18 protein-coding genes are annotated in these 21747 nt (G+C 66.7%); 11 read left to right on the top strand and 7 right to left on the bottom strand.

What is annotated here, in order from left to right; all coding sequences use genetic code 11:
- From ABIA65_RS13180 to ABIA65_RS13170, 3 genes are read right to left on the bottom strand one after another with little or no spacing between them, the layout of a single operon-like run.
- The gene (locus ABIA65_RS13180; RefSeq protein WP_354523819.1) at window positions 1–795 is read right to left on the bottom strand and encodes an FAD-dependent oxidoreductase; all 795 of its coding nucleotides are present in this window, start codon (window positions 793–795) and stop codon (window positions 1–3) included.
- Window positions 792–2246, bottom strand: a complete 1455-nt coding sequence (locus ABIA65_RS13175) for an NAD(P)/FAD-dependent oxidoreductase (RefSeq protein ID WP_354523818.1) — start codon at window positions 2244–2246, stop codon at window positions 792–794. The genes ABIA65_RS13180 and ABIA65_RS13175 overlap by 4 nt, the downstream gene beginning before the upstream one ends.
- The gene (locus ABIA65_RS13170; protein WP_354523817.1) at window positions 2246–3793 is read right to left on the bottom strand and encodes an FGGY family carbohydrate kinase; all 1548 of its coding nucleotides are present in this window, start codon (window positions 3791–3793) and stop codon (window positions 2246–2248) included. The genes ABIA65_RS13175 and ABIA65_RS13170 overlap by 1 nt, the downstream gene beginning before the upstream one ends.
- Window positions 3794–3903: 110 nt before the next feature.
- On the opposite strand from ABIA65_RS13170, the gene ABIA65_RS13165 reads away from it, so the two are divergent.
- On the top strand, window positions 3904–4677 hold the full coding sequence (locus ABIA65_RS13165) for a DeoR/GlpR family DNA-binding transcription regulator (protein WP_241405050.1): 774 nt from the start codon (window positions 3904–3906) through the stop codon (window positions 4675–4677).
- Between the two features lie 16 nt (window positions 4678–4693).
- On the opposite strand, the gene ABIA65_RS13160 is transcribed toward ABIA65_RS13165, so the two are convergent.
- Genes ABIA65_RS13160 through ABIA65_RS13150 form a run of 3 tightly spaced genes read right to left on the bottom strand, consistent with a single transcriptional unit; the run spans window position 4694 to window position 8327 of the window.
- Entirely contained in the window at window positions 4694–5485 is a 792-nt protein-coding gene (locus ABIA65_RS13160) for a bestrophin-like domain (RefSeq protein WP_354523816.1), read from the bottom strand.
- Window positions 5482–6879 (bottom strand): FAD-binding oxidoreductase, encoded by a 1398-nt coding sequence (locus tag ABIA65_RS13155; RefSeq protein ID WP_354523815.1) that lies wholly within the window; start codon window positions 6877–6879, stop codon window positions 5482–5484. The genes ABIA65_RS13160 and ABIA65_RS13155 overlap by 4 nt, the downstream gene beginning before the upstream one ends.
- Window positions 6876–8327 carry an APC family permease gene (locus ABIA65_RS13150; RefSeq protein ID WP_354523814.1) on the bottom strand — a complete coding sequence of 484 codons (1452 nt, stop codon included), beginning with the start codon at window positions 8325–8327 and terminating at the stop codon, window positions 6876–6878. Before ABIA65_RS13150 ends, ABIA65_RS13155 begins: the two co-directional genes overlap by 4 nt.
- Window positions 8328–8515: 188 nt before the next feature.
- On the opposite strand from ABIA65_RS13150, the gene ABIA65_RS13145 reads away from it, so the two are divergent.
- From ABIA65_RS13145 to ABIA65_RS13120, 6 genes are all read left to right on the top strand, one after another.
- Window positions 8516–9058: an excalibur calcium-binding domain-containing protein gene (locus ABIA65_RS13145; RefSeq protein WP_354523813.1), complete on the top strand. Its 543-nt coding sequence runs from the start codon at window positions 8516–8518 to the stop codon at window positions 9056–9058.
- A 223-nt stretch (window positions 9059–9281) separates the two neighbouring features.
- On the top strand, window positions 9282–10646 hold the full coding sequence (locus ABIA65_RS13140; RefSeq protein WP_354523812.1) for a flavin monoamine oxidase family protein: 1365 nt from the start codon (window positions 9282–9284) through the stop codon (window positions 10644–10646).
- 339 nt (window positions 10647–10985) lie between these two features.
- The gene (locus ABIA65_RS13135) at window positions 10986–11558 is read left to right on the top strand and encodes a VldE C-terminal domain-containing protein (RefSeq protein ID WP_354523811.1); all 573 of its coding nucleotides are present in this window, start codon (window positions 10986–10988) and stop codon (window positions 11556–11558) included.
- A gap of 43 nt (window positions 11559–11601) precedes the next feature.
- Window positions 11602–12279 carry a VldE C-terminal domain-containing protein gene (locus ABIA65_RS13130; RefSeq protein WP_354523810.1) on the top strand — a complete coding sequence of 226 codons (678 nt, stop codon included), beginning with the start codon at window positions 11602–11604 and terminating at the stop codon, window positions 12277–12279.
- 323 nt (window positions 12280–12602) lie between these two features.
- Window positions 12603–13118, top strand: a complete 516-nt coding sequence (locus ABIA65_RS13125; protein ID WP_354523809.1) for a hypothetical protein — start codon at window positions 12603–12605, stop codon at window positions 13116–13118.
- Window positions 13069–13593 carry a hypothetical protein gene (locus ABIA65_RS13120; protein ID WP_354523808.1) on the top strand — a complete coding sequence of 175 codons (525 nt, stop codon included), beginning with the start codon at window positions 13069–13071 and terminating at the stop codon, window positions 13591–13593. Before ABIA65_RS13125 ends, ABIA65_RS13120 begins: the two co-directional genes overlap by 50 nt.
- Window positions 13594–13955: 362 nt before the next feature.
- On the opposite strand, the gene ABIA65_RS13115 is transcribed toward ABIA65_RS13120, so the two are convergent.
- Window positions 13956–14429, bottom strand: coding sequence for a winged helix-turn-helix transcriptional regulator (locus ABIA65_RS13115; RefSeq protein WP_354523807.1), 474 nt, complete (start codon window positions 14427–14429; stop codon window positions 13956–13958).
- A gap of 106 nt (window positions 14430–14535) precedes the next feature.
- Between ABIA65_RS13115 and car the strand changes: the two genes are divergently transcribed.
- From car to ABIA65_RS13095, 4 genes are all read left to right on the top strand, one after another.
- Window positions 14536–18045 (top strand): carboxylic acid reductase, encoded by a 3510-nt coding sequence (gene car / locus ABIA65_RS13110; protein WP_354523806.1) that lies wholly within the window; start codon window positions 14536–14538, stop codon window positions 18043–18045.
- A 15-nt stretch (window positions 18046–18060) separates the two neighbouring features.
- Window positions 18061–19488: a DHA2 family efflux MFS transporter permease subunit gene (locus ABIA65_RS13105; RefSeq protein ID WP_354523805.1), complete on the top strand. Its 1428-nt coding sequence runs from the start codon at window positions 18061–18063 to the stop codon at window positions 19486–19488.
- A gap of 35 nt (window positions 19489–19523) precedes the next feature.
- Window positions 19524–20339: an oxidoreductase gene (locus tag ABIA65_RS13100; RefSeq protein ID WP_354523804.1), complete on the top strand. Its 816-nt coding sequence runs from the start codon at window positions 19524–19526 to the stop codon at window positions 20337–20339.
- A 131-nt stretch (window positions 20340–20470) separates the two neighbouring features.
- Window positions 20471–21712 carry a PucR family transcriptional regulator gene (locus ABIA65_RS13095; RefSeq protein ID WP_354523803.1) on the top strand — a complete coding sequence of 414 codons (1242 nt, stop codon included), beginning with the start codon at window positions 20471–20473 and terminating at the stop codon, window positions 21710–21712.
- The last annotated feature ends 35 nt before the right edge of the window (window positions 21713–21747 follow it).

Below are 21747 nucleotides of genomic sequence, written 5' to 3'. Positions count from 1 at the left end.
TCATTGGGGTAGTCCGATCCTGGGAGTGACTGGAACATGGGGCAACTGGTGGCCGGCTAGCGCGAGGGCTTGATGCGCGGACCGTATTCCGATCCGGCCTGCGGGCTCGTGCTCATCGGTGAGGCGCTGCGCGAACACGACCGGTGCGTCGTCGAGGATCGCGCCGTCGATGTTGCGATACGGCACCGGAGCCGCACCGAGGATCAAACAGTCGCAGGCGAGGTGTCGACTCTCGGTCTCGGACTCGACTGTCACACCGGCGATCCTGGGCATGCCATGCGTTGCCGAGATCCGGGCGCCCACACCGATCGACACGACCGACGCCGCTGGCGACGGACCCGAGTTCAACTCGGTCGCGCATTCGGCCGACCAGTGCGACGTGCCGGCGATGATCACGTTGTCGCCAAGGTGGACTTGTTGTTTGAGCAGATGCAGGGCCAATGTGGCCGGCAGGACGCCGGCACACCTGTCTCCGTTGATGCCGAGTTCAGACCGCGTCGATGGCCGGTGCCCGGTGGCGACGACGAGTGCGTCGGCGGGCGCGATGCCGCCCCGCTCGCCGACCGCGAGCAGTCGATCACCCTCCCAGCGGATCACCTGAGTGCCCGCACAGAACCGGACACCGTTGGTGATGGCCTGGCGGACGAGACGGCGGTGCTCGACATCCTCCCAGTGCTCGCCGCCCGGAACGGGAAGCCGCTCATAGACGGTCACGTCGGCGGAGGCGCTGAGGGTGACTGCACTGTGCAGGCCGGCCAATCCGGAACCGGCTATGGCGATATGCGCTCTTGTCATTTCGTGTCGGCCTGCCACTGAGACTCCGGTTCGCCCTGGCGGATCTGCCCCGGTTGTTCGCCGGTGGACGCCGAGAGGATGAAGCTGACGCCGACCGAGCAGTACGCGCCCTGACACCGCCCCGCCATCGCACGTGTCCGCTTGCGGATCCCGTCGAGTGAGGTGGCGGGCACCGGGCCGCGACATTCGGCGGCGATCTCCGCGGCGGTGACGTGCTCGCAGGCGCACACGACCATCGGGTGCTCGTCGGGCGTGGCGCACGGGCGAGCGACGAAGCCGATGACCGCGTCATCGGTGGTGGTTTCGGCCAGCCGGGGCAGCGCGGCGACGGCTGTCTTGGCGTCCGCCTTGGGGGTCAGCTCGATGATGTTGCGGTTGATGAGATCAGCGACGTACCGCGCCACCGCCGGTGCCGACGATACGCCGGTCGAGCGTATTCCGTTGGCGTGTACCAGGTTGGACACCTTCGGTGACACCTCGAGACGGTAGGTCGTATCGCTGGCCGGGCGCAGACCGGAGAAGGCCTTGGTGACGTAGCGGCGGCTGATGTCCGGGAGCAGTCGCTGGGCGCGTGCCCAGACGGAGTCGAGCGTGTCGGCGTCGGTCGTCTTGTCGGCGCGGTCCAGTCCGTCAACCGCGGTGGGACCGACCAGGACTGTCCGGTTGGTGGTCGGAACCGCGTAGATCCCGCGGGTGTGCGGTGTGGGTGCGGTGCACATGATCTTGGGGACGAGGTGCCCCACCGCGCGGTCGAGCAGCAGGAACTGGCCCTTGCGTGGCCACATCGTGAACGGCTCGGCATCCGCGGCGTCGGTGATTTGGTCGGCGTTGACGCCTGCGGCGTTGACGACCGCGCCGACCGATACCGCCCCGCCAGGCGTGACGACGTGGCTGATCTCGCCGGAATCGTGGTGCCAGAAGCCGGTGACCGGCGCGCAGCGACGCAGGTCCACGCCGTTGGACACCGCGAGTTTGGCCAGCCCGATGGTCAGCCTGATCGGATCGATGATGCCCTCCGCGGGCACATGGAGCGCCTGCACTGCGGTGGGCGCGGCCGTCTTGGCCTCCCGCCGCAGCGCGGCACCGGACAGGAACTCGGTGTCGACGCCGACGTCTGCGGCCTGGGCGGCTAGCTGCAGCAGGGAATGCGCGTCGTCGTCATCGAAGGCCAGCGATAGCGCGCCGATGCGGCGGAACGGTACATCCAGTGCGCGGCAGAGGTTCTCCCAGTCGGGGTTGGACTCCAGAATCAGTTGTGATTCCAGGCTTCCCGCCGGCATGTCGAAGCCAGTGCAGGCAATGGCCGAGTTGGCCTTGCTGGCACCCTCGGCGACGTCATGCGCGGCTTCGAACCAGACCACACGCACGTCGTGACGGGACAGTTCAGCGGCGATCGCCGCCCCGATCACACCCGCGCCGATGACCGCGATGTCGTAATGCTGTGTGCTCATCAAATCCGTTCCTCGGACCGCCGTTGGGCGGCAGTTGTCAGCGCGGGCGGCTCAAGCGCGGGAGTCGCCTCGACGAACTCACGCCACCTGGCTCGCTCGAGATTCCGTTGGCTCTCGGGCAGTGTGGGTTCGACGGTGCAGGTGAACTTGGCACGTGCGGCAAGTCCGGCCAGATCCAGTTCGCCGGCGCCGATGGCAGCCAGGCCCGCCACCCCTGCCGCGGTGTTGTCGTGGTGATCGGCGATGGCGATGGGGCGTCCGCAGAGGTCGGCCTGGCGCTGCATGAGCGCCTTGTTTGCGCTCAATCCACCGTCGGCGCGCAGCACCGCCGCTGCGCCGAGTTCGGCATCGATGGAGTCGACGACGTCGGCGACACGGTGCGCGATCCCGTCGACGACGGCGAACGCCAGGTCTTCCCGGGTGGTGGAGGCGCGCAGACACGCCAGCACGCCGGCGGCCTCGGGTCGCCACCACGGCGCACCGATTCCGGTGAAGCTCGGCAGGAAGAGCGGGTGTTGCATGCGCAGGTCGTGGTTCGACACCGCCGCAGCGGCGGCCGCCAGTGCTGTGACCTGCGAGGCGTCCTGCGCGAGGCCGAGGCTGACGAGCCAGTCGATGGCGGTCGCGGCGCTGAAGACACCGCCCTCGATCGCCCATGCCTTGGGCTCACCGGACACTGTCCACCCGTAAGTCGGCATGAGGCCATGGCCCGGGCGTCGGGGTTGGGCACCGACGTTCGTGTCGATGAAACAGCCTGTGCCATAGGTGATCTTGGTGTCACCCGGCGCGATGGCGCCGAGAGCGGCCAGTGCCGCCAGCTGGTCGGCCGCGCTGGCGTACAGCGGCGCTCCCAGCGTTGTCGGCAGCGGTTCGGGCAGGACGGTGTCAACGATGGCGGGCAACAGGTCGATGTCTATTCCGAAGGCGGCCGCGGTCGCTGGGTCGAACCGCAGATCGTCCAACGCCATCAGTTGGGTCCGACTGGCGGTGGACGGATCGGTCAGATACGCCCCTCCTGCCAGGCGATGGATGAAGAACGTATCGAGTGTGCCGATGGCCAGTGTCCCGGACGCCGCCGCGGCGGCCACTTCCGGGAGGTTCTGCAGCGCCCATGCGATCCGGGCCGCGGAGTAGTACGGGTCCAGCCGCAACCCGGTGACGTCCTCGATCCGTGCCGCCGAGGGCGTCGCCCGCACGCTGTCGACAATCGCGCCGGCGCGACGGTCGGACCACAGGATGGCCGGTGAGAGCGGTTCGCCAGTGCGGCGGTCGAACGCGATGATCGATTCGCCCTGATTGGCAAGACCGATGCCCGCCAGTTCGGCACCCGGCACCGATGCGACGGCTTCGCGGACGGTGTCCTCGATCGCGGCAAGGAGAGCATTGCCGTCCTGCTCATCCCAGCCGGGGCGCGGGTGCCTGGTGAGCGACTGGCGCCGAGCGGACGCGACACAGGTACCGGAGTCGTCGTACAGATTGGTCCGGGTACTCGTGGTGCCCTGGTCGACACCCGCCCACACGCGGACCGGCGTTTGATGCGCCACCATTCGTGAACCTCCCAATCGAGACGACGATCACACGATCGAATCACAATCGATCATTTCTGACAACTTAATGATCGATACTGATCGTTAGTGATCATCAGTAGAGTGCATCTGTGCCCGACCAACACGCCGAGGAGCGCACCGCGCACCTACTGGACCTGATCTCGCGCCAACAGTTCGCCTCCATTGACGACATGCAGCGTGCAACCGGTGCCAGCGCCCCGACGATTCGCCGTGATCTGGCGGCGCTGGAGAAGCGTGGATTGGTCAGGCGCGTCCGAGGGGGCGCGTCGCTGACGACGTCCTCCAGCACGCTGGACGAGGCCTTCGAGCTTCGGCGCAAGCGAAACGCGCGTGAGAAGGGCGCCATCGCGCTGGCGGCGTCCAAGTTGATCGATCCGCCGGCATCGCTGCTGCTCAACGATGGCAGCACGACCCTCGCGCTGGCCGAGGAGTTGGTCTCGCAGGCAAAACCGTTGTGGGTGGCGACATCTGCACTCAACCTCGGGGAGCGCTTGGCCAGCGTCTCGGCCATCGAGGTGGTCGTGATCGGCGGGGCGTTGCGGGCATCCTCGTTCGGCACCAGCGGCCCTCTGGCCACCGCGGCACTGTCTCAGATCACCGTGGACACGACGTTCCTCGGCTGCGACGGAATCGATCTCGAGCTCGGGCCGCGCTACAACAGCCTCCTCGACGCGGAGGTCGCGGCGGCGATGGCTCGACAGGGACGCCGGGTCGTGGTGCTCGCGGACGGCAACAAGGTCGGGCAGCGCTCCCGCGCCGGATCCATCGACTGGTCAGACGTCGACGTGCTGGTGACCAATCAGGTGGGCCCCGAATGGCAGGAGCGCCTGCGCGCCGCTGACGTCGAGGTGATCCAGGTCTAGCCGCTGGTCCAGGCCGTTACGTAACGGGTTGGGACAGCACCCATTCCACTTCCTGCAGCGGGTCTGAGGAGGTCGAGATCGCCCCGACGTACGGATGGGACAGTTCCAGTACGAGAAAGAGATTGGCGGCGACGATCGTGCCGACGATGGCCACCATCGGGTAGTGCAGCACGGGTCGCTCGACGCCGTAGATGACGACGGTGCCGACCACCATCGCGCTCGTCAGGAAGATCACCACCCACAGCGGCCAGGGCGGTCCGGTGTCATCGCGGGCCGTGAGCACTCGCACGGTCCGCGCCTGACTGACCTTGTCCAGGTTCGCAAACGACGTCGCGAGCATCCTCTGCTGGGTGTCGGTCGTGGTCTTGACCTGGCCATAGGCGGCGTAGAGGCGGGCCAGCGCATTGTCGGCCTCACGCGAGCGAACCTCACCCGCTCGGGTCCACTCGTCCACGGCGGCCCGCTCGTAGTCCAGAAGGCTCTGCCGGACGCGGTCGCGGTCTGCGGTGTCGAACACGACCGAGTCCCTGGCCATCTGTGCCGCGGCGGCGCCCTCGGCGCGTGCATTGAGGTCTGCGGTGTTGACCTGACCCCACATCGAGGACACCACGAAGCCGATGAAGAACGCGTAGACGAATCCGATGAAGCCGTAGGTGAACTTGGTGACGTCGTTGTGCCCGTCCTGCGTGAGCACCGGGAACCGGCGCCGCAGGTACATCTGGGCGAGCATCGCTCCGCCGGCCACGACGACGATCAGGCCGACGAGCAGCAGCCCGGCGGGGATGTGGGTCACGATCCATCGGCTCACGTGTCCCTGTCCTCCGGTGGCGGGGCGGGGGGAATGCTCTGCTCGAAGCTGAACACGTTGTGCGGGTCGTACGTCGCCTTGATCGTGCGGAGGCGGTCGAGGTTGGATCCCCAGTAGGCGCTCCCCCAGTCCGCCGTGCCGACATTCGGCACGTTCACGTAGGCGCCACTCACGAAGGGCCGCAACGCCTCTCCGAACTCGTCGATCCAGGACTGGCACGTCGCGGTCAGTGGGTCGGCCGTCGCCGGTAATCCACCACGGGTGCCCCAGCCGGCGCCGGGCTCGGCGTAGAAGAGCGCGTCGCGGTGCGCGAACGCCGCGCCGCCGGAGGGCTCACTACCCGTGACGGCTCCCCCGAGGGCGTTGGCGAAGTAGTTGCAGTCCGGCGTCGGGGCCCTCGACATGAACCAGGCGACCAGGTCGATCGCGGCAGCCGGGAACGGGTCACTGATGAACTGCGAGAGGAACTTCCAGTTCGCGGGCTCCTGGAGGGTCGGGACCTGGAAACCCGCGTAGGTGTCGGCCCAGCTGGCGCTCGTCGATGACACCACGGGACTGCCCACTGACAGGATCGGCGCCAGCAGCCGCATCGCCTCGTCTTGCGACCCGGATGCGAGAACGCCGATCAGTGCGATCTCCTCGCGGTGGATCTCGAGCTGGCTGGTGAGGCGGTCGTCGACGTGAGGGGCGGAGCGCTGCCACGCGTCGAAGATCGCCGAGAGGTCGTCCAGGCCTGGCCATGTCGCGGTGACGTAAACGGTCTGCGACAGTGGATGAATCCTGTAGGTCAGGGACGTGACGATCCCGAAGTTGCCGTTGCCTGCTCCGCGCAGCGCCCACAGGAGGTCGGCGTTCTCGGTCTCGTCGACGGTGATCGCTGTGGCACCACCGCCGTTCGACGCGATGACGACCTCCGCCGCCAGGAGGTTGTCGCAGGCCATCCCGAAGCTGCGGGTGAGCAGCCCGAAGCCGCCGCCGAGCGTCGCGCCGACCAGTCCGACGGTCCCCTCGGTCCCGGTCGGCGCCGCGACGCCGGCCCTGCCGAGTTCGGTCACGGCCTCCAACTGGTTGAGCCCCGCGCCGACTGTCGCCGTGTTCGAGACCAGGTCGATCGATGCCGACTTCATCTCGCTGACGTCGATCACGATCCCGTTGTCGACGCTGGACCAGCCCTCGAGGCAGTGCCGACCGCTCCGCACCCGAACCGGGGCACCGTTCTGCCGCGCCCACGTGAGGGCGTTGACCACATCGCGCGTCTCCTGGGCGAACACGATCACCATCGGTTCGTGGGTGAAGAGCAGGTTCCAGCCGGCGCTTGCCGTCGGGTACTCGGAGTCGGCCGGACACACGACTCGGCCGGTCAACCCGGCCGGTCGTGCAGTGGCCGAGGTCATTCGGTGGCCTCGGCGTCAAGCACCTCGCGGTGGAACACCAGCATGGTGGCGAAGTAGACGCCGCCGGCGAGGATCAGGCCAAGCACAATCAGGACGGGCACGAACGCGGCCTCGGGGGTGACGAGCACAAAGAGCACGAACGCCACCCAGATCATCGCCGCGACGGCGACCGGCAGTTCGAAGCGCCCGAGGCTGAAGCCACCCTCCTTGTGCTCCAGGCGTTTACGCACCACCAGGTAGAGAATGACGATCGCGCCGTAGATGAGTGCGGGCAGGATGGTCGATCCGATGATGAGCTGCAGCAGTGCCTCACCGGGCAGTGCGAGCATCAGGACAATCCCCACGGCCAGGATCAGGATGGTCGCCGGCACCGGGGTCTGCGTGCGCGGGTTGACCCGTCGCATCAGGGCGTGCGCGGGGAAGCGCCCGTCGCGCGCCATGGCGAACACCTGCCGCGAGCAGGCGGCCATCACCACCATCCCGGCACCGAACATCGCGAACACCAGTCCTGCCAGCAGGATTCGCTCCGCGACGGGGCCGAGTTGGCTCCGGATGATCGCGGCCACCGGTGAACCGCCGGTGCTCACCGCGGTGACGTCCTTGATCGCGACGGTGAGAGCGATCAGGAACACCAGCCCGAGCACGCCCGCCGCGACCACCGATGCCACGATCGCGCGCGGAACACTACGGAAGGGGTCCTTGGCCTCCTCGGCGAGATTGGCCGCGGAGTCGAAGCCGACAAGTGTGGTGAGGCCCATGATCATTCCGGCCATCAACCCGCCGCCGATGGCGAAGTAGTCGGGCGAATCGGCGGTGATGCCGCGGGAGGTGAGATTGTCGACGTCGCCGCTGCCGGTGAACACCATGACGGCCGCCAGACCGATCACCAACACCACGACGATGGCCAGCTCAACACCGACCGCGCCGGAGGTGATCATGCCGAGCAGCCGCGTGGAGGCGATGACCAACGCGGCCTGAACGATCATGATCGCCACGGTGATCAGCCGGGCCGTACCCTCGTCCTCCGCCATGCCGAGCAGCGGCATCAGTGCCTGGCTGGCCAGCGCATTGTCGAGCGCCACGACGGCTATGGCAAGGTACCAGAACGTCAACCAGCCGAACAGCCAGCCGATCCTGGGGCTCGCCAGTCGCGAGGCCCATTGGTAGGACGAGCCGCTCAACGCGATGCGGGCCGCGAACTGCGCCACCACCAGCGCCACCAGACCCTGCCCGACCGCGGCGGCGATCCACAGCCAGATCCCCACCGGACCCGCGCTGACAAGCACATCGTCATACGTCGCGAAGATGCCGACGGCCACCGAGATGAACGCGAACGAGATCGCAAACACCTGAAACGAGCCCAGAGTTCGCTTCAGCTCCGGCTCGGAGCCACTCCCCTGACTCTGTTCGTGCGCGGTAGCGGGGTCCGCCACGTTCTCTGCCGTCATGTGACAACCGACCTTCCGTGGCGGGTAGTGCACGAACAGTAATTGACCGGAGGAGTACATTCGTCCTGAAATTTGCGATTGCGTCAGAATCGACGTCGGCGATCCGGGTGGCATCCACGCCTACCAGCGACGTTGGCCGGAGATCACCGGTCCTGCCAACCGCAGCAGAATTGCCCGGGGGGGACGCCGTGACCAAACAACCATCACCCACGCCTGGCTGGTACCCAGACCCGAGCGGCATAGCAGGGCAGATGTATTGGAACGGTGACGAATGGGGATCACCACCACCCAAACCGCCGTCCGACAAACGTCGACTGCTCATCGCCGGCGGTGTCGGCGGCGCAGCGCTCCTGGCAATCGCTCTCGGCAACATGGGTTCTGGCAGCGATAACGCCACGCCAACGGCAGCGACCGTGACGAAGACGATGACGGTGACGGCCTCGCCGACGACGGTGACGGAGACGTTTCCGCCGGCGATTTCGACAGTTACCGTCACAGCGGCGGCTCCTCCCGTTCCCTTCTTCGAACCACCGGCCCCAGAGTCCGAACCACTGCCTCCCGCGCCGGAAGCACCGCCATCCATCGTTCCGCTGGTGCCTCAGATCCCGTCGAGCGCCTACTACGGAAGTTGCGCGGCAGCGCGTGCCGCTGGCGCGGCACCCCTCTATGTCGGCGAACCCGGCTATCGCTCAGGTCTGGACAGGGACGGCGACGGCGTCGCCTGCGAGTGATGAGGTCGGTATGACGACGCCTGCCTGGCGCGAGACCTGTCGGACATCCCGCCGCTGACTGCTTGCCGACGCAATCGGGTGGCACCCGCGTTATTGACATCCACAACAGCTCCGAGTACGCGTACTAGCTGGACATGTATTTCGCCCGCCTTGATTCGCGGGCGCGAGCAGCACTGTGCCCGGCCGGGGCGGCCGCGCGCAGACAAACCAATGGGGTTAGCTCATGGCCGACGTGGACTTCTGCGTAGTGGGAGCTGGATTCGCTGGATTGACCGCCGCGCTGCGCCTGAAACAGGCGGGTCATTCGGCGGCGTTGCTGGAGGCACGCGATCGCGTCGGTGGCCGCACGTTCACCGAGGCCCGCGACGACGGGGCGTGGATCGATCGGGGTGGTGCCTGGATCGGACCGGGACAGGACGCCATCTACGCGCTCATGAACGAGTTCGGGGTGCCGAGCTACAAGCAGTACACCGACGGCGAGGCCATGATGTTCGTCGACGGCAAGAAGTACAGATACAAGGGCACCATTCCGCTGTCGATGAGCCCGTGGGCCGTCGCGAATATCGGCACGGTCTTTCTCGAACTGACGCAGATGTGCAAGTCGATTCCGGTGCACGCCCCGTGGGAGGCACCCAAGGCGCAGAAGTGGGATCGGCTGAGCTGGGCGGCGTGGCTGGACCGGCACACCCTGTCCAAGGCCGCCCATGAGCTGCTGGAATCCTCAATTTCCGGGCTGTACACCTCGGCGGCCTCGGAGGTGTCGCTGCTCTTCGTGCTGTACCAAATGGCCTCGTCCGGTGGGCCGGGCTTCGTGCTGGGCGTCAAGGACGGCGCCGAGGACGCCCGGCCAGTCGGCGGCATGGGTGCCATCCACCGGGCGGTCGCGGCCGAGCTCGGCGACGCGATTCATCTGTCGAAACCGGTCCGCCGTATCGCCCAGGACGCCGATGGGGTCACGGTGCACGCCGAGGACATGGTGGTGCGCGCGCGTCGGGTCGTCGTGGCGGTGCCGATCTCGATCGCCAGCCACATCCTCTACGAACCGATGCTGCCGGTGGATCGATCGTTTCTGCACCAGCGGATGCCCACGGGCGCGGTGTACAAGATCGCTCTGGTCTACGACACACCGTTCTGGCGCGCCGATGGCCTGTCGGGCCAGTCCTTCGCACCGGGGTCACCGGCGAACCTCACGATCGACTCCTGCACCGACACCGGTAGCCCCGGAGTGCTGACCGTCATCACCGAGGGGCCCGTCGCGCGCCAGATCGGACAGCTCACCGAGGCCGAGCGCAAGAAAGTGGTGCTCGAGGCCGTCGCCGAGCGGTTCGGCGATAGGGCCCTGACGCCTATTGACTACGTCGAGCAGAACTGGGCGATCGAGCGCTACTCGGGCGGCGGGATGATCGCCCACACCCCACCGGGTGTGCTCACCGAGTTCGGGCCCGCCCTGCGCGAACCCTGTGGCCGCATCCACTGGGCCGGCACCGAGAGCTCGGCTGTGATGTACGGATTCATCGACGGCGCCGTCCGCTCCGGCGAGCGCGCCGCCAAAGAGGTGATGGCGCGCGAAGCGGTGGCGGTCGCCTGACCCAAGCGCCCACTTCCATAGGCACTGCCGAGACAATTGGTCAAGAGTGTCAACATGCGGCGTTGCTCACACTGGCCAAGTCAGTGTGATGTGTTCTCTCCCACCCGCATACGCACCCAAAAAGTCAGCGACTGGTTTCACGCATTCGAAAGATGCTGAATCACAGCACATTTCAGAGTCGCGCTGTCGCGACTAGCGCGAAATGGCCGCTGCGCGCGATATTTTCACACCACACCAGATATGTAGCGACGATTTGCTTTTCCCCGTAGACCCGCCGGTAGGGTCCCCGCGGTGAGAAGGCACAGGTTAACCAACGCCCGGCGCCGCTGTCAGGTAGCCGTGGCAGCGGTAATCGTCCCGGCCGCCACATTGCTCGCCACAGGCGCCGACACCGCCCCGAGCACGGTCGCTGCGAGCACCGAGGAAACGGCGCCCAGTGCCGTGGAGCTCGTGACACCACCCCCGCCGATCCAGGCAACCCCACCCGCGGCCCGACTGGTGGTCCGGCACGTGTTGCCCCCCGGTGTCGCACCCGAGAAGGGTCTCCAGGTCGAGACCATCCTGGCGGCCCGCGCGGTCAGCGGGATGTTCCCCGAGATCCTCAACATCGGTGGGGTACGGCAGGACTCCATGCGATGGCATCCGAACGGTTTGGCGATCGACGTGATGATCCCGAACTATCGCTCGGCCGAGGGCAAGGCCCTCGGTGACCGCATCGTCGCGTTCGTCCTCGAGAATGCGGAGCGATTCGGCCTGAACCACGCGCTCTGGCGGCAGACCTCCTACGGTCCCGGCCGCGCTCCGCGTCAGATGAGCAGCCGCGGCTCGGACACCCAGAACCACTTCGACCACGTGCACATCGCCACCAACGGCGGCGGGTACCCGACAGGCACCGAAACCTACTTGCGCTGAGTCTCGGCCGCTTTCGGCCACACGCGTCTGACGTGCCAGTAAAGTGCTGCTCGTGGGCAGCAAACCGTTAGCCAACGGACGGGGCCGCGCATTCGCGCTCGCGGCCTCGGTCCTGCTGGCCGCAGCCATGGTCTACGCCCAGAACACATCGGCGCCCTGCTGCGATGAGACTGCGGCGGTGGCGCCGACAGACCCGGGATCGGCAGCGCCCGGCGCCTCCGATGTCGCCAGCCCCGCGAAGGCGGAGTTGATGGCGGCGAGCACGCCGTCGGCAGCCTGGGACTTCCAGTTCGCGCTACCCGCAGGCATCACGCCGGAGCAAGGCCTGCAGGTCAAGACCATCTGGGTGGCCCGCGCCATCAGCGTGTTGTTTCCCGAGATCACCACGATCGGCGGGGCCCGGCAGGACCCCTTGAAGTGGCATCCCAACGGGTTGGCGATCGATGTGATGATCCCGAACTACCACTCCGAGGCGGGTATCGAGCTCGGCAACCAGATCGCCGGGTTGGCACTGGCCAATGCGGAGCGCTGGGGCGTGCTCCACGTGATCTGGCGCCAAGGCTTCTACCCCGGCATCGGCGCGCCAAGTTGGACCGAGAACTACGGCAATGAGACGGCCAACCACTTCGACCACGTGCACATCGCCACCAACGGTGGCGGGTATCCGACCGGCAAAGAGACCTACTTCATCGGGTCGATGAACCCAGCGCCGTCGAACTGAGCGCTGGCCGGCGCTCGCGATCTGAACTGCCGCCATCTGCCCGGCGACGTAACCCGCATGCCATCCTCGAGTTGTGGCGCGAACATGGTTGTCGGTGACGGTGGAGCTGCTCGGTGGACGCGGCGAGGAACTGTGGCCATGGCCCGGCTTCGTCTTCGCGGTTGGACCGTCGCATACCTTCATGGACCTCGCGAATGCCATCAACGACGCGTTCGCCCGCTGGGACAGGTCTCACCTGTCGATATTCATCCTTGCCGATGGAACGATTGGTCACCGACACAGAGACCGGCGCCGAGCTGGCTGGGTCGATCGGTGGACCCGTCATGGAACCGGTAGACATCGAGTCGGCCAAGGTCGCTCGGCTCCTGATTCCCGGTGCGGAGTTCCAGTTCAACTTCGACCTGGGCGATGACTGGACTCACCGCTGTGTGGTCGGCGACGAAAAGGTCGACGCCGCGGAGGTGCTGGGAATCACGCCAAGGAAGCCCCTGCCTTACTGGGGATGGGGCAACATCCCGGACCAGTACGGGCGCCGGTGGGCCGACGACGACGGGCAGAGTCGCGTTCCGAGCAGACCCCCCCAACCCCATCCGATGGTGCTACACGCGTGGCCCGGACAGCAGCAGGTGCCTTGCCTCGACCTGCCCGAGCTGCGCCAAGCCATGGGTGCAGGAGATGCGGCGCGCTTCCTCGCCGCGTTGAGCGGACGTGACGTCGACGACGCGCTGCAACAGGTGGGGGGCCGGTCTGCCGATGGCGCTGGAGCAGCGACGGGAGCAGGCCGAGTCGGTGACGCTGTCGGTCATCAACCGGCTGACTTGGCGCGCTGGCCCGGGTGACGAGGCGCTGGCCGAGGACCTGCTCGCGTGTCTGCGTGACGAGCCGTTTGCAGGGCGTGTGGTAGCGGTTGACCTCGAGATGCTCGGTACCGAACAGGAGGGGGACCTGGGCATGTCGACCGGTGGCTACGTCGACCTGCGCACCGGGGACGTGCACGACGACAGCAGCACTGACCCGATGATGGTCGGGGAGGACGCCGCAATCGACGTGGAAGAGCCCGGCCGTTGGCTCCGATTCGATCGGACCGGTCCGCGGGACGGTTGGCGTGATATGGCGGATTTCGCTGCGCGGCAGCATGATCCGGCGCTGCGGGAGCGGATGCAGACGGCGATCGAGGGCAAGGTCGCGTTCCACCGGTTTCGTGACCTCGTTCACCAGGAGAGCCTCGCCGAGCAGTGGTACGCCTTCTCCACCGACCGGCAGCTGGGTCGTGCCCGCGAGTTCCTCGCCGGCGAGGGTATTCGCGTGCGCTGACGAAATCCCCGCCCACGCCGGCCGTGCCCTACTCATACTCTCAATATGCCACGCAGAACGGCCTAATTGACCGGTCATCGATGGGCCTCAGGTGGGACGCACTGCAAGACCCTCTCATCCCTTGCCGATGTGCCCAGAGCACATCAACGGCTCGGTTATGGCCCACTTCAGTCGCGCCGCGGGAGCGTGTACTTCAGCTCAGCTCCCCGCAATTCCATGGAAGTCCAGCCGAAACCACCTCAAAGAGGCTTCAATGTGAGCGGCGATGGCGCTACGGGAACTGGAAGCTGCACAGGTCGGCGGCCAGTCCACGAGTACATCGCAGACCGGACGGTCGAACACGTTTCGCATGCATTGACACGTCAACCGCGCCGCGCGGCCTCGATATCGGCCGCCGACACCGGATGCCCTGCACCACAGCGAATCTCAACCTCAATGGGCGCCCCACACTCCGAGTGCTTCAACTCGACCCGGCCCCCGTCGGCGCGGACCCAGCGGTCACCCCAGCGCATCAATGCCAGCAGCGCAGGCAGGAAGTCCTCGCCCTTCTCGGTGAGGTGGTAAGCCTCCCTGCCGCGCTGGCCGGGTTGGTGGTACGGCCGCTTCTCCAGCAACCCTTCGTCGACGAGCTCCCTCAGCCGGGTGGCGGTGATCCTCTCGCTGAGCTTGGCCCGCCGGGAGAACTCCTCGAACCGGTGCGCGCCGTAGAACGCTTCCCGCAACAGCAACAGGCTGGCGCGGCGCCCGACGACGTCCAGCGCCGCCGCGACGGAGCAACCGTCCGCCGACCAGGCATCACGGTCGCTGAGCCCGCCGGTGAGTGTCATGGAGGTCATAGCAGCCATCGTGCCAGCTGACTTGCCTTCAGTAAAGTCAGGCGCCTAGGGTCTGACTAGACAAAGGCACAGCCAGAGAGTGTGGGCATCGAGCACAGGAGACCGCGTGACCGCTGGGATACCGACCGCAACCGCGGTCGACGCCGACCCCCAACTCCAGGCAGCCGTTCCGCGTCCCGACGTGCTCGGCGCGGCGCGTCGCCCCGGGTTGCGGTTGTCGCAGGTACTGCAGACCCTGGCCCAGGGATACTCCGACCGTCCGGCACTGGGCACCAGGGACCGCGAGACGATCCGCGACGAAGCCGCCGGTCGCAGCGCCACACGATTGCTCCCCGCGTTCACCACCGTGACCTACGGCGAGCTCTGGTCCGATGTCCGCGCCGTGGCCGGCGCGTGGCACCACGACCACCGTGATCCCATCCGGCCGGGTGATTTCGTGGCGGCCATCGGTTTCTCCAGTGCCGACTACCTCACGATCGACTTGGTGTGCGGCTACCTGGGACTGGTGTCAATACCGCTGCAGCACAACGCCACATCATCTCGGCTGACACCCATACTCGACGAGACCAGGCCGCGGGTACTCGCAGTCGGTGCGGCCTATCTCGAACTGGCCGTGGAGTCGGCACTCGGGATGAACCAGCTGTCACGGGTGGTCGTGCTGGATTACCGCGCCGATGATGTGCAGCACGCCGAAAGCCTGCAGCACGCCCGCGACACATTCTCGGCCGCGGGGATGGACGTCACCATCGAAACCCTGCCTGCGCTCATCGCGCGGGGCAGGAATGCCCCCGACGCCCCGATCTACACCGACGGATCCGACGACCGGCTGGCGATGATCCTCTACACCTCCGGCAGCACCGGCACACCCAAAGGTGCCGTGTGGACGGAGCGGATGGTCGCCACACTGTGGACGATTCCCACGAAATCGACCGAGTCGGCGGTGATCAACGTCAACTTCATGCCGCTCAACCATCTGGGCGGACGGCTGCCACTGGCGGCGTCGTTCCAGACCGGCGGCACCAGCTACTTCGTCGCCGAGAGCGACCTCTCGACGCTGTTCGAGGACTGGGCGCTGGCGCGACCCACCGACCTGGGCCTCGTCCCCCGCGTCGTGGACATGCTCTTCCAGCGTTACGCACAGATCATCGATCGGCTGGTGGCAAGCGGCGCCGACCCGGACGTCGCCGAACAGAACGCCAAGACCGAGGTGCGCGAAAAGCTGCTCGGCGGACGGGTTCTCGGCGGGTTCGTCAGTACCGCCCCGCTGGCCGCGGACATGCGCTCGTTCCTGGAATCGACTCTGCACACCGAATTGGTGGACACCTACGGACTGACCGAGATCGGCGCAGTCACCACCGACGGCAACGTCGTACGGCCACTGGTCATCGACTACAAGCTGATCGACGTCCCGGAGCTGGGCTACTTCAGCACCGACCAACCCCATCCCCGTGGCGAGCTACTGGTCAAGAGTGCCGCCGCCATGCCCGGTTACTACAAGCGCCCAGAGCTCACCGCCGAGGTCTTCGACGCCGACGGCTATTACCGCACAGGCGATGTCGTGGCCGAAATCGCACCGGATCGGCTGGCCTATGTCGACCGCCGCAACAATGTCATCAAACTGTCCCAGGGTGAGTTCGTCGCCGTGGCCCATCTGGAAGCCATTTACGCCGGCGCCCCACTGATCCGGCAGATCTTCGTCTACGGCAACAGCGAGCGCCCCGCCCTGCTTGCCGTCGTCGTCCCCACCGACGATGCGTTGGCCACCTACGGCGGGGCCAACGCCGAACTGAAGGCTGCCGTGCGGGCCGGACTCTCGAAGACGGCCCGCGAGGCCGATCTACAACCCTACGAGCTGCCGGTCGACTTCCTGATCGACACCGAGCCGTTCACCTCCGACAACGGGCTTCTCTCCGGAGTGGGAAAGCTGCTGCGCCCCAAACTGAAAGAACGTTACGAGTCCGAGCTCGAGCACATGTACGAGCAGCTGGATGCCTCCCGGGCCGACGAAGTACGGGCGCTGCGGGACGCGGCGCGCCACCAACCGATCATCGACGTCGTCGTCCAGGCGGCCGCAGCACTGCTCGGCACACCCATCGCCGAAGTCACCCCCGGTGATCGCTTCCTGGACCTGGGCGGAGACTCTCTGTCGGCGCTGACGTTCTCGAACCTGCTGCAGGAACTTTTCGCCGTGGAGACTCCGGTGGGAGTACTGACCGGGCCGACAACGACACTGGGCGACATCGCGGACTACCTCACGCGCGAGGCCGGGGACGGGCCATCCGGCCCGACTGCGGCCAGTGTGCACGGATCGAGCACCGGCTCGATACATGCCGCCGATCTCACCCTCGACAAGTTTCTGCCGAAAACCCTTCTGGCGGAGGCCGCTGCCATGCCGCCACCCGAGGACAGCGCACCCGGCGTCGTTCTGTTGACCGGCGCCAACGGCTATCTGGGTAGATTCCTGGCACTGGAATGGCTGCAGCGCCTCTCAGAGACCGGTGGCACACTGATCTGCCTGCTGCGCGCCGCCGACGACGACTCCGCCCGGGCACGTCTGGAGGACGTCTTCGACAGCGGCGACGCCGGACTGCTCGAGCACTTCCGGACGCTGGCCGCTCATCTTGAGGTCATCGCCGGCGACATCAGCCAGCCACAATTCGGCCTCGACCCGCACATCTGGGACGGCCTTGCCCAGCGGGTCGACCTCATCGTCCACCCCGCCGCCCTGGTCAACCACGTGCTGCCGTACCGACAACTGTTCGGCCCCAACGTCAATGGAACGGCCGAGGTCATCCGGCTGGCACTGCGCACCCGGCTCAAACCCGTCAGCTACCTGTCCACGGTGTCGGTCGCGATGACCGTCGAGCCCGGACGCTTCCAGGAGGACGGTGACATCCGCGAGATCAGCCCGGTGCGACCGATCGACGACTCCTACGCCAATGGATACGGCAACAGCAAATGGGCCGGCGAGGTGTTGCTGCGCGAAGCCCATGATCTCTGCGGTCTGCCGGTGTCGGTGTTCCGGTCGGGAATGATCCTGGCCCACCGCCGCTACGCCGGTCAGCTCAACGTCCCCGACATGTTCACCCGCCTGATCTACAGCCTGCTGGTCACCGGTCTGGCCCCCCGATCCTTCTACGAGACAGGCCCTTCGGGGCAGCGTGCACGTTCCCACTACGACGGCCTGCCCGTGGACTTCGTCGCCGAAGCGATCACCGCGCTGGGAAGCGCAGCCGGTCCCGGCTTCCGCTCCTTTGACGTGATGAACCCGCACGACGACGGTGTGTCCTTGGACGTGTTCGTGGACTGGATGATCGAGGCCGGACACGCCATCAACCGGGTGGACGATTACGGTGACTGGCTCAATCGGTTCGACACTGCACTGCGTGCCCTCCCTGACCCACAACGGCAGCATTCGGTGCTTCCGTTGCTGACGGCCTACAGCCGACCGGAACCGCAGGTGCTGGGTGCGCTCGCCCCCGCGGAGGGGTTCCGGCACGCCGTGCAGCAGCAGAACATCGAAGGCGCCGAGGACATTCCACACCTGTCGCGACAACTGATCGAGAAGTACGTGTCGGATCTGTTCGCCCGCGGCCTAGTCCCGCAACGCGGCTGACGTCGAGGCCACGACATGACCACCTCCGCCAACACCCGGCCGGGCGCCGTCCTGGTGATCACCTCATCGGCGGCTTTCCTGGCGACGCTCGATCTGTTCATCGTCAACATCGCCTTCCCCGCCATCAGCGCTGACTTCCCAGACGCCGACTTCGGCCAGATGTCCTGGGTCCTCAACAGCTACACCGTCGTCTTCGCCGCGGTTCTGGCTCTGGCCGGCCGCCTTGCCGACCGCTACGGACACCGGCGGGTCTTTCTCATCGGGCTGGCGATCTTCACCGCCGCATCCGCGGCCTGCGCGCTCGCGCCCCACCTGTGGGCGCTGGTGGCCGCCAGGACCGTCCAAGGCGTCGGCGCTGCGCTGATCACACCGACCTCATTGTCGTTGCTGCTCAACGCCTGGCCCCCCGAACGGCGCGCCAAAGCGGTCGGCACCTGGGCCTCGGTGGGAGCGGTCGCAGCCGCTCTCGGGCCACCGCTGGGCGGCCTGCTCGTCGCTGCGGGATGGCAATGGGTATTCCTGGTCAACGTTCCCATCGGCGTCGTCACCATGGTGGCCGCGGTACGCATCCTTCGCGAATCCGACATCGCCTCGATCGGAAGACCCGATCTGCTCGGCGCTGCTTTCCTGGTGCTCGGGGTCGGTGCGCTGGCCTACGCGTTGGTCGAGGTTCCCGAGCGTGGCTGGGGCGCAACAATAGTGATCACTTCACTCCTCGTCTCTGTGGTGGGCATGAGCGCGGTCGTCATCCGATCGCGCCGCCATCCAGTGCCCGCGTTGGATCTGGTGGTGCTGCGTGTCCCCCAGTTCGCGCTGGCCACTGTCATGATGCTGGCGTTCTCGTGCGGATTCGCCGGGATGCTCCTTGTCAACGTGCTGTACCTCACCTCCACCTGGGGCTGGTCTGCTCAGGCCGCCGGTGTCGGCCTTGCGGCCGGCCCGGCTGTCGTTGTCGTCGTCGCCCGGCAGGCGAATCGTCTTGCGGCAAGGCTGGGGATCGGAGCCGTCGCCACCCTGGGCGCCCTGAGTTTCATGGCCGGTGCGCTCTGGTGGCTGTGGCGGCTCGGCCCCTCGCAGAATTACCTCGGCGGCTTGCTGCCCGGTCAGCTGCTGACCGGGCTGGGGGTCGGGCTCATCCTGCCCACCCTGTCCTCGGTCGTGGGGTCCGCGCTGCCGGGACCACGCTGGGGTTCGGGTTCGTCGCTGATCAATGCCGCCCGCCAGGTCGGCTCCGTACTGGGCATCGCGCTGATCGTCACCGTGGTCGGGACGCATATCGCGAGCGCTCCGACGGCGTTCGCCTCCATCCGCTCGGGCTGGGCGCTGCTGGCCGCGGCCGGAGCTGCCAGTGCCGTCGTCGGCCTGGCCTTGATCGCCGTGGAGTCTCTGGCACACAGGCGTTTACGAGGAACGCGACACGAGAGTCCGCTGAGAGCAGCATGACCACACCACCGCACACAAGTCAGGAATGAACCCACATGCCATCATCGCACCCCGTCGCACTCATCACCGGCGCCAACTCCGGTCTCGGTAAGTTCGCCGCCCTCGGTCTTGTCGAGGCTGGTTTCGACGTCGTCGGCACCAGCCGCAACACCAACGGGCTGGAGCGACGCCGCGGCGTGACGCTCCGCGACCTCGACGTCACCAGCGACGAGTCGGTCGCCGCGCTCGTCGAGGGCGTGATCACCGACTTCGGGCGCATCGATGTCCTGGTCAACAATGCCGGCATGGGACTCGCCGGGGCCACCGAGGAGAACTCGATAGCGCAACAGCAGAAGCTGTTCGACATCAACGTCTTCGGCGTCATCCGGATGACCAGGGCCGTGCTGCCGCACATGCGGGCCCAGGGAAGCGGACGGATCATCAATATCTCCTCCATCTTCGGATTCATGCCCGCCCCGTACATGGCGGCCTACAGCGCGACCAAACACGCCGTCGAGGGATACTCCGAGTCCGTGGACCACGAGGTCCGCGGCCACAACATCAGGGTGTTGCTCGTCGAGCCGGGCGGCACCAGAACCGGTTTCGACGACAACACCACGGCACCGGACCACCCGCTGGATGCCTACGCACGACAGCGAAACCTCGCCAACCAGGTGGTGGCCGAGCAGGTCAACGGCGGCGATGACCCCACGACGGTAGCCAAGGCCATCGTGGCCGCCGCCACCGATGTGAACCCCAAGCTGCGCTACCCGGCCGGCGTGAAGGCGCGCCAGCTCAGTGCCATGCGCCGTGTCGTTCCCAGCCGCATCTTCGACAAGCAGTTGCGTAAGACCTTCGAGCTCACAGTCTGAATCGGCGTGGAAGGGCCGGAGGTTCTCGCCCCCGCCGGTGTCCGGGGATTGTGCGGTGGGTATCAAGTCCGAATCCATGCGGCAAACCCGGATCGTGGTGCTTGCTGCGCCGGCGCCGTTAGGGTGCATTGATGGACGCGCGAGAACCACCGGCCCGCGGCGCGATGGCGGGCACCGGGATCGCCGCATCTTTGTTGACGAATGTGTCCGGCCTGGCCGAGGACATGCTGGAATATCTGGCTGATCGAATACCGGAGGTCGGAGCGGACGCCGAGCTTCGCGGACTGACCTTGGGATCGTGCTCGTCGAATCTTGAAGCGGCACTGTCGATGTTTCGTCACGGGATCGATGTGGCGGCGGCGCAGGCCCCAGTGACAGCGCTCGAGCATGCACGAGCAATGGCGTCGAGAGGACATAGCGTCGATGTGATGCTGCGGTTCTACCGTCTGGGTCACGAATATTTCACCGAGAAGCTCTCCGTCGCGCTCACCGACAACATCGGGGACCCCGTTGTCGCCCTGAGTACGTTCATCGATCTGGAGCGTTTCGGGTTTCGCTACATCGACCGAATCTCCAGCCTGGTTGCTGCCGAATACGTCGCCGAGCTCGACCGACGTCAAAACCAGGCACGCGCCGAACGCGACGAAGTCGTGCGGGCACTGCTCGCCGGTGAACGCATCGACAACGCACGCGCCGAACGTATGCTCAGCCATCGGCTCACCGGCCGACAAATCGGATTCGTGTGCTGGACCGACGATCGCAGTGTCAACCTCGACCGGTTCGCCAGACACGTCGGCCGGCATCTCGGAGCAAGTCACTCACTCGTCGTGGCAGATGGCCCACTCGCAGTGTGGGGATGGGCACCGGTTAGCGGGGACATGCCCACCTCGCTCACGAAGATGGCGACCGAACTTCCGAGCGGGTACAACAACGTTCACATCGCCGTCGGCTCACCGCATCCGGGGGCGGCTGGGTTTCGGACCTCCCACCTCGAAGCCATCCGCACCCGTCGGATCATCGACCTGTCTGGCCGCGTGGCGCCCTCGATCACAGCGTTCACTGATATCGCGCTGGTGGACGCCATCTCGCGCGACCTGGATACAGCAAGAGCTTTCGTCGCCGCTCAACTCGGCGACCTCGCCCGCGACGATGCCAAAGTGCGGGACGAACGCGCTGCACTGCTGGCGGTACTCGACGCCCAAGGCAGCCTGATTACCGCAGCACGCGCGCTGGGGATCCACCGGAACACGATCTTGCAGAGAATGCGCCGCGCCGAACAGCGCAGGGGCCGACCCGCGACCATCAAGACCGCCGAACTGCACGCTGCCCTGCTGGTCTGCGGGGTGCTTCGCGCTGCCGTCCTGCCCGACTGATCGTCTCACCGCTCACAGCCCCAGACCACACCCGA

The sequence above is a fragment of the Mycolicibacterium sp. 624 genome (assembly GCF_040548615.1).
Lineage (GTDB): Bacteria > Actinomycetota > Actinomycetes > Mycobacteriales > Mycobacteriaceae > Mycobacterium.
The sequence above is the reverse complement of the archived record's forward strand: the minus strand, read 5'-3'. Positions and strand labels throughout refer to the sequence as shown.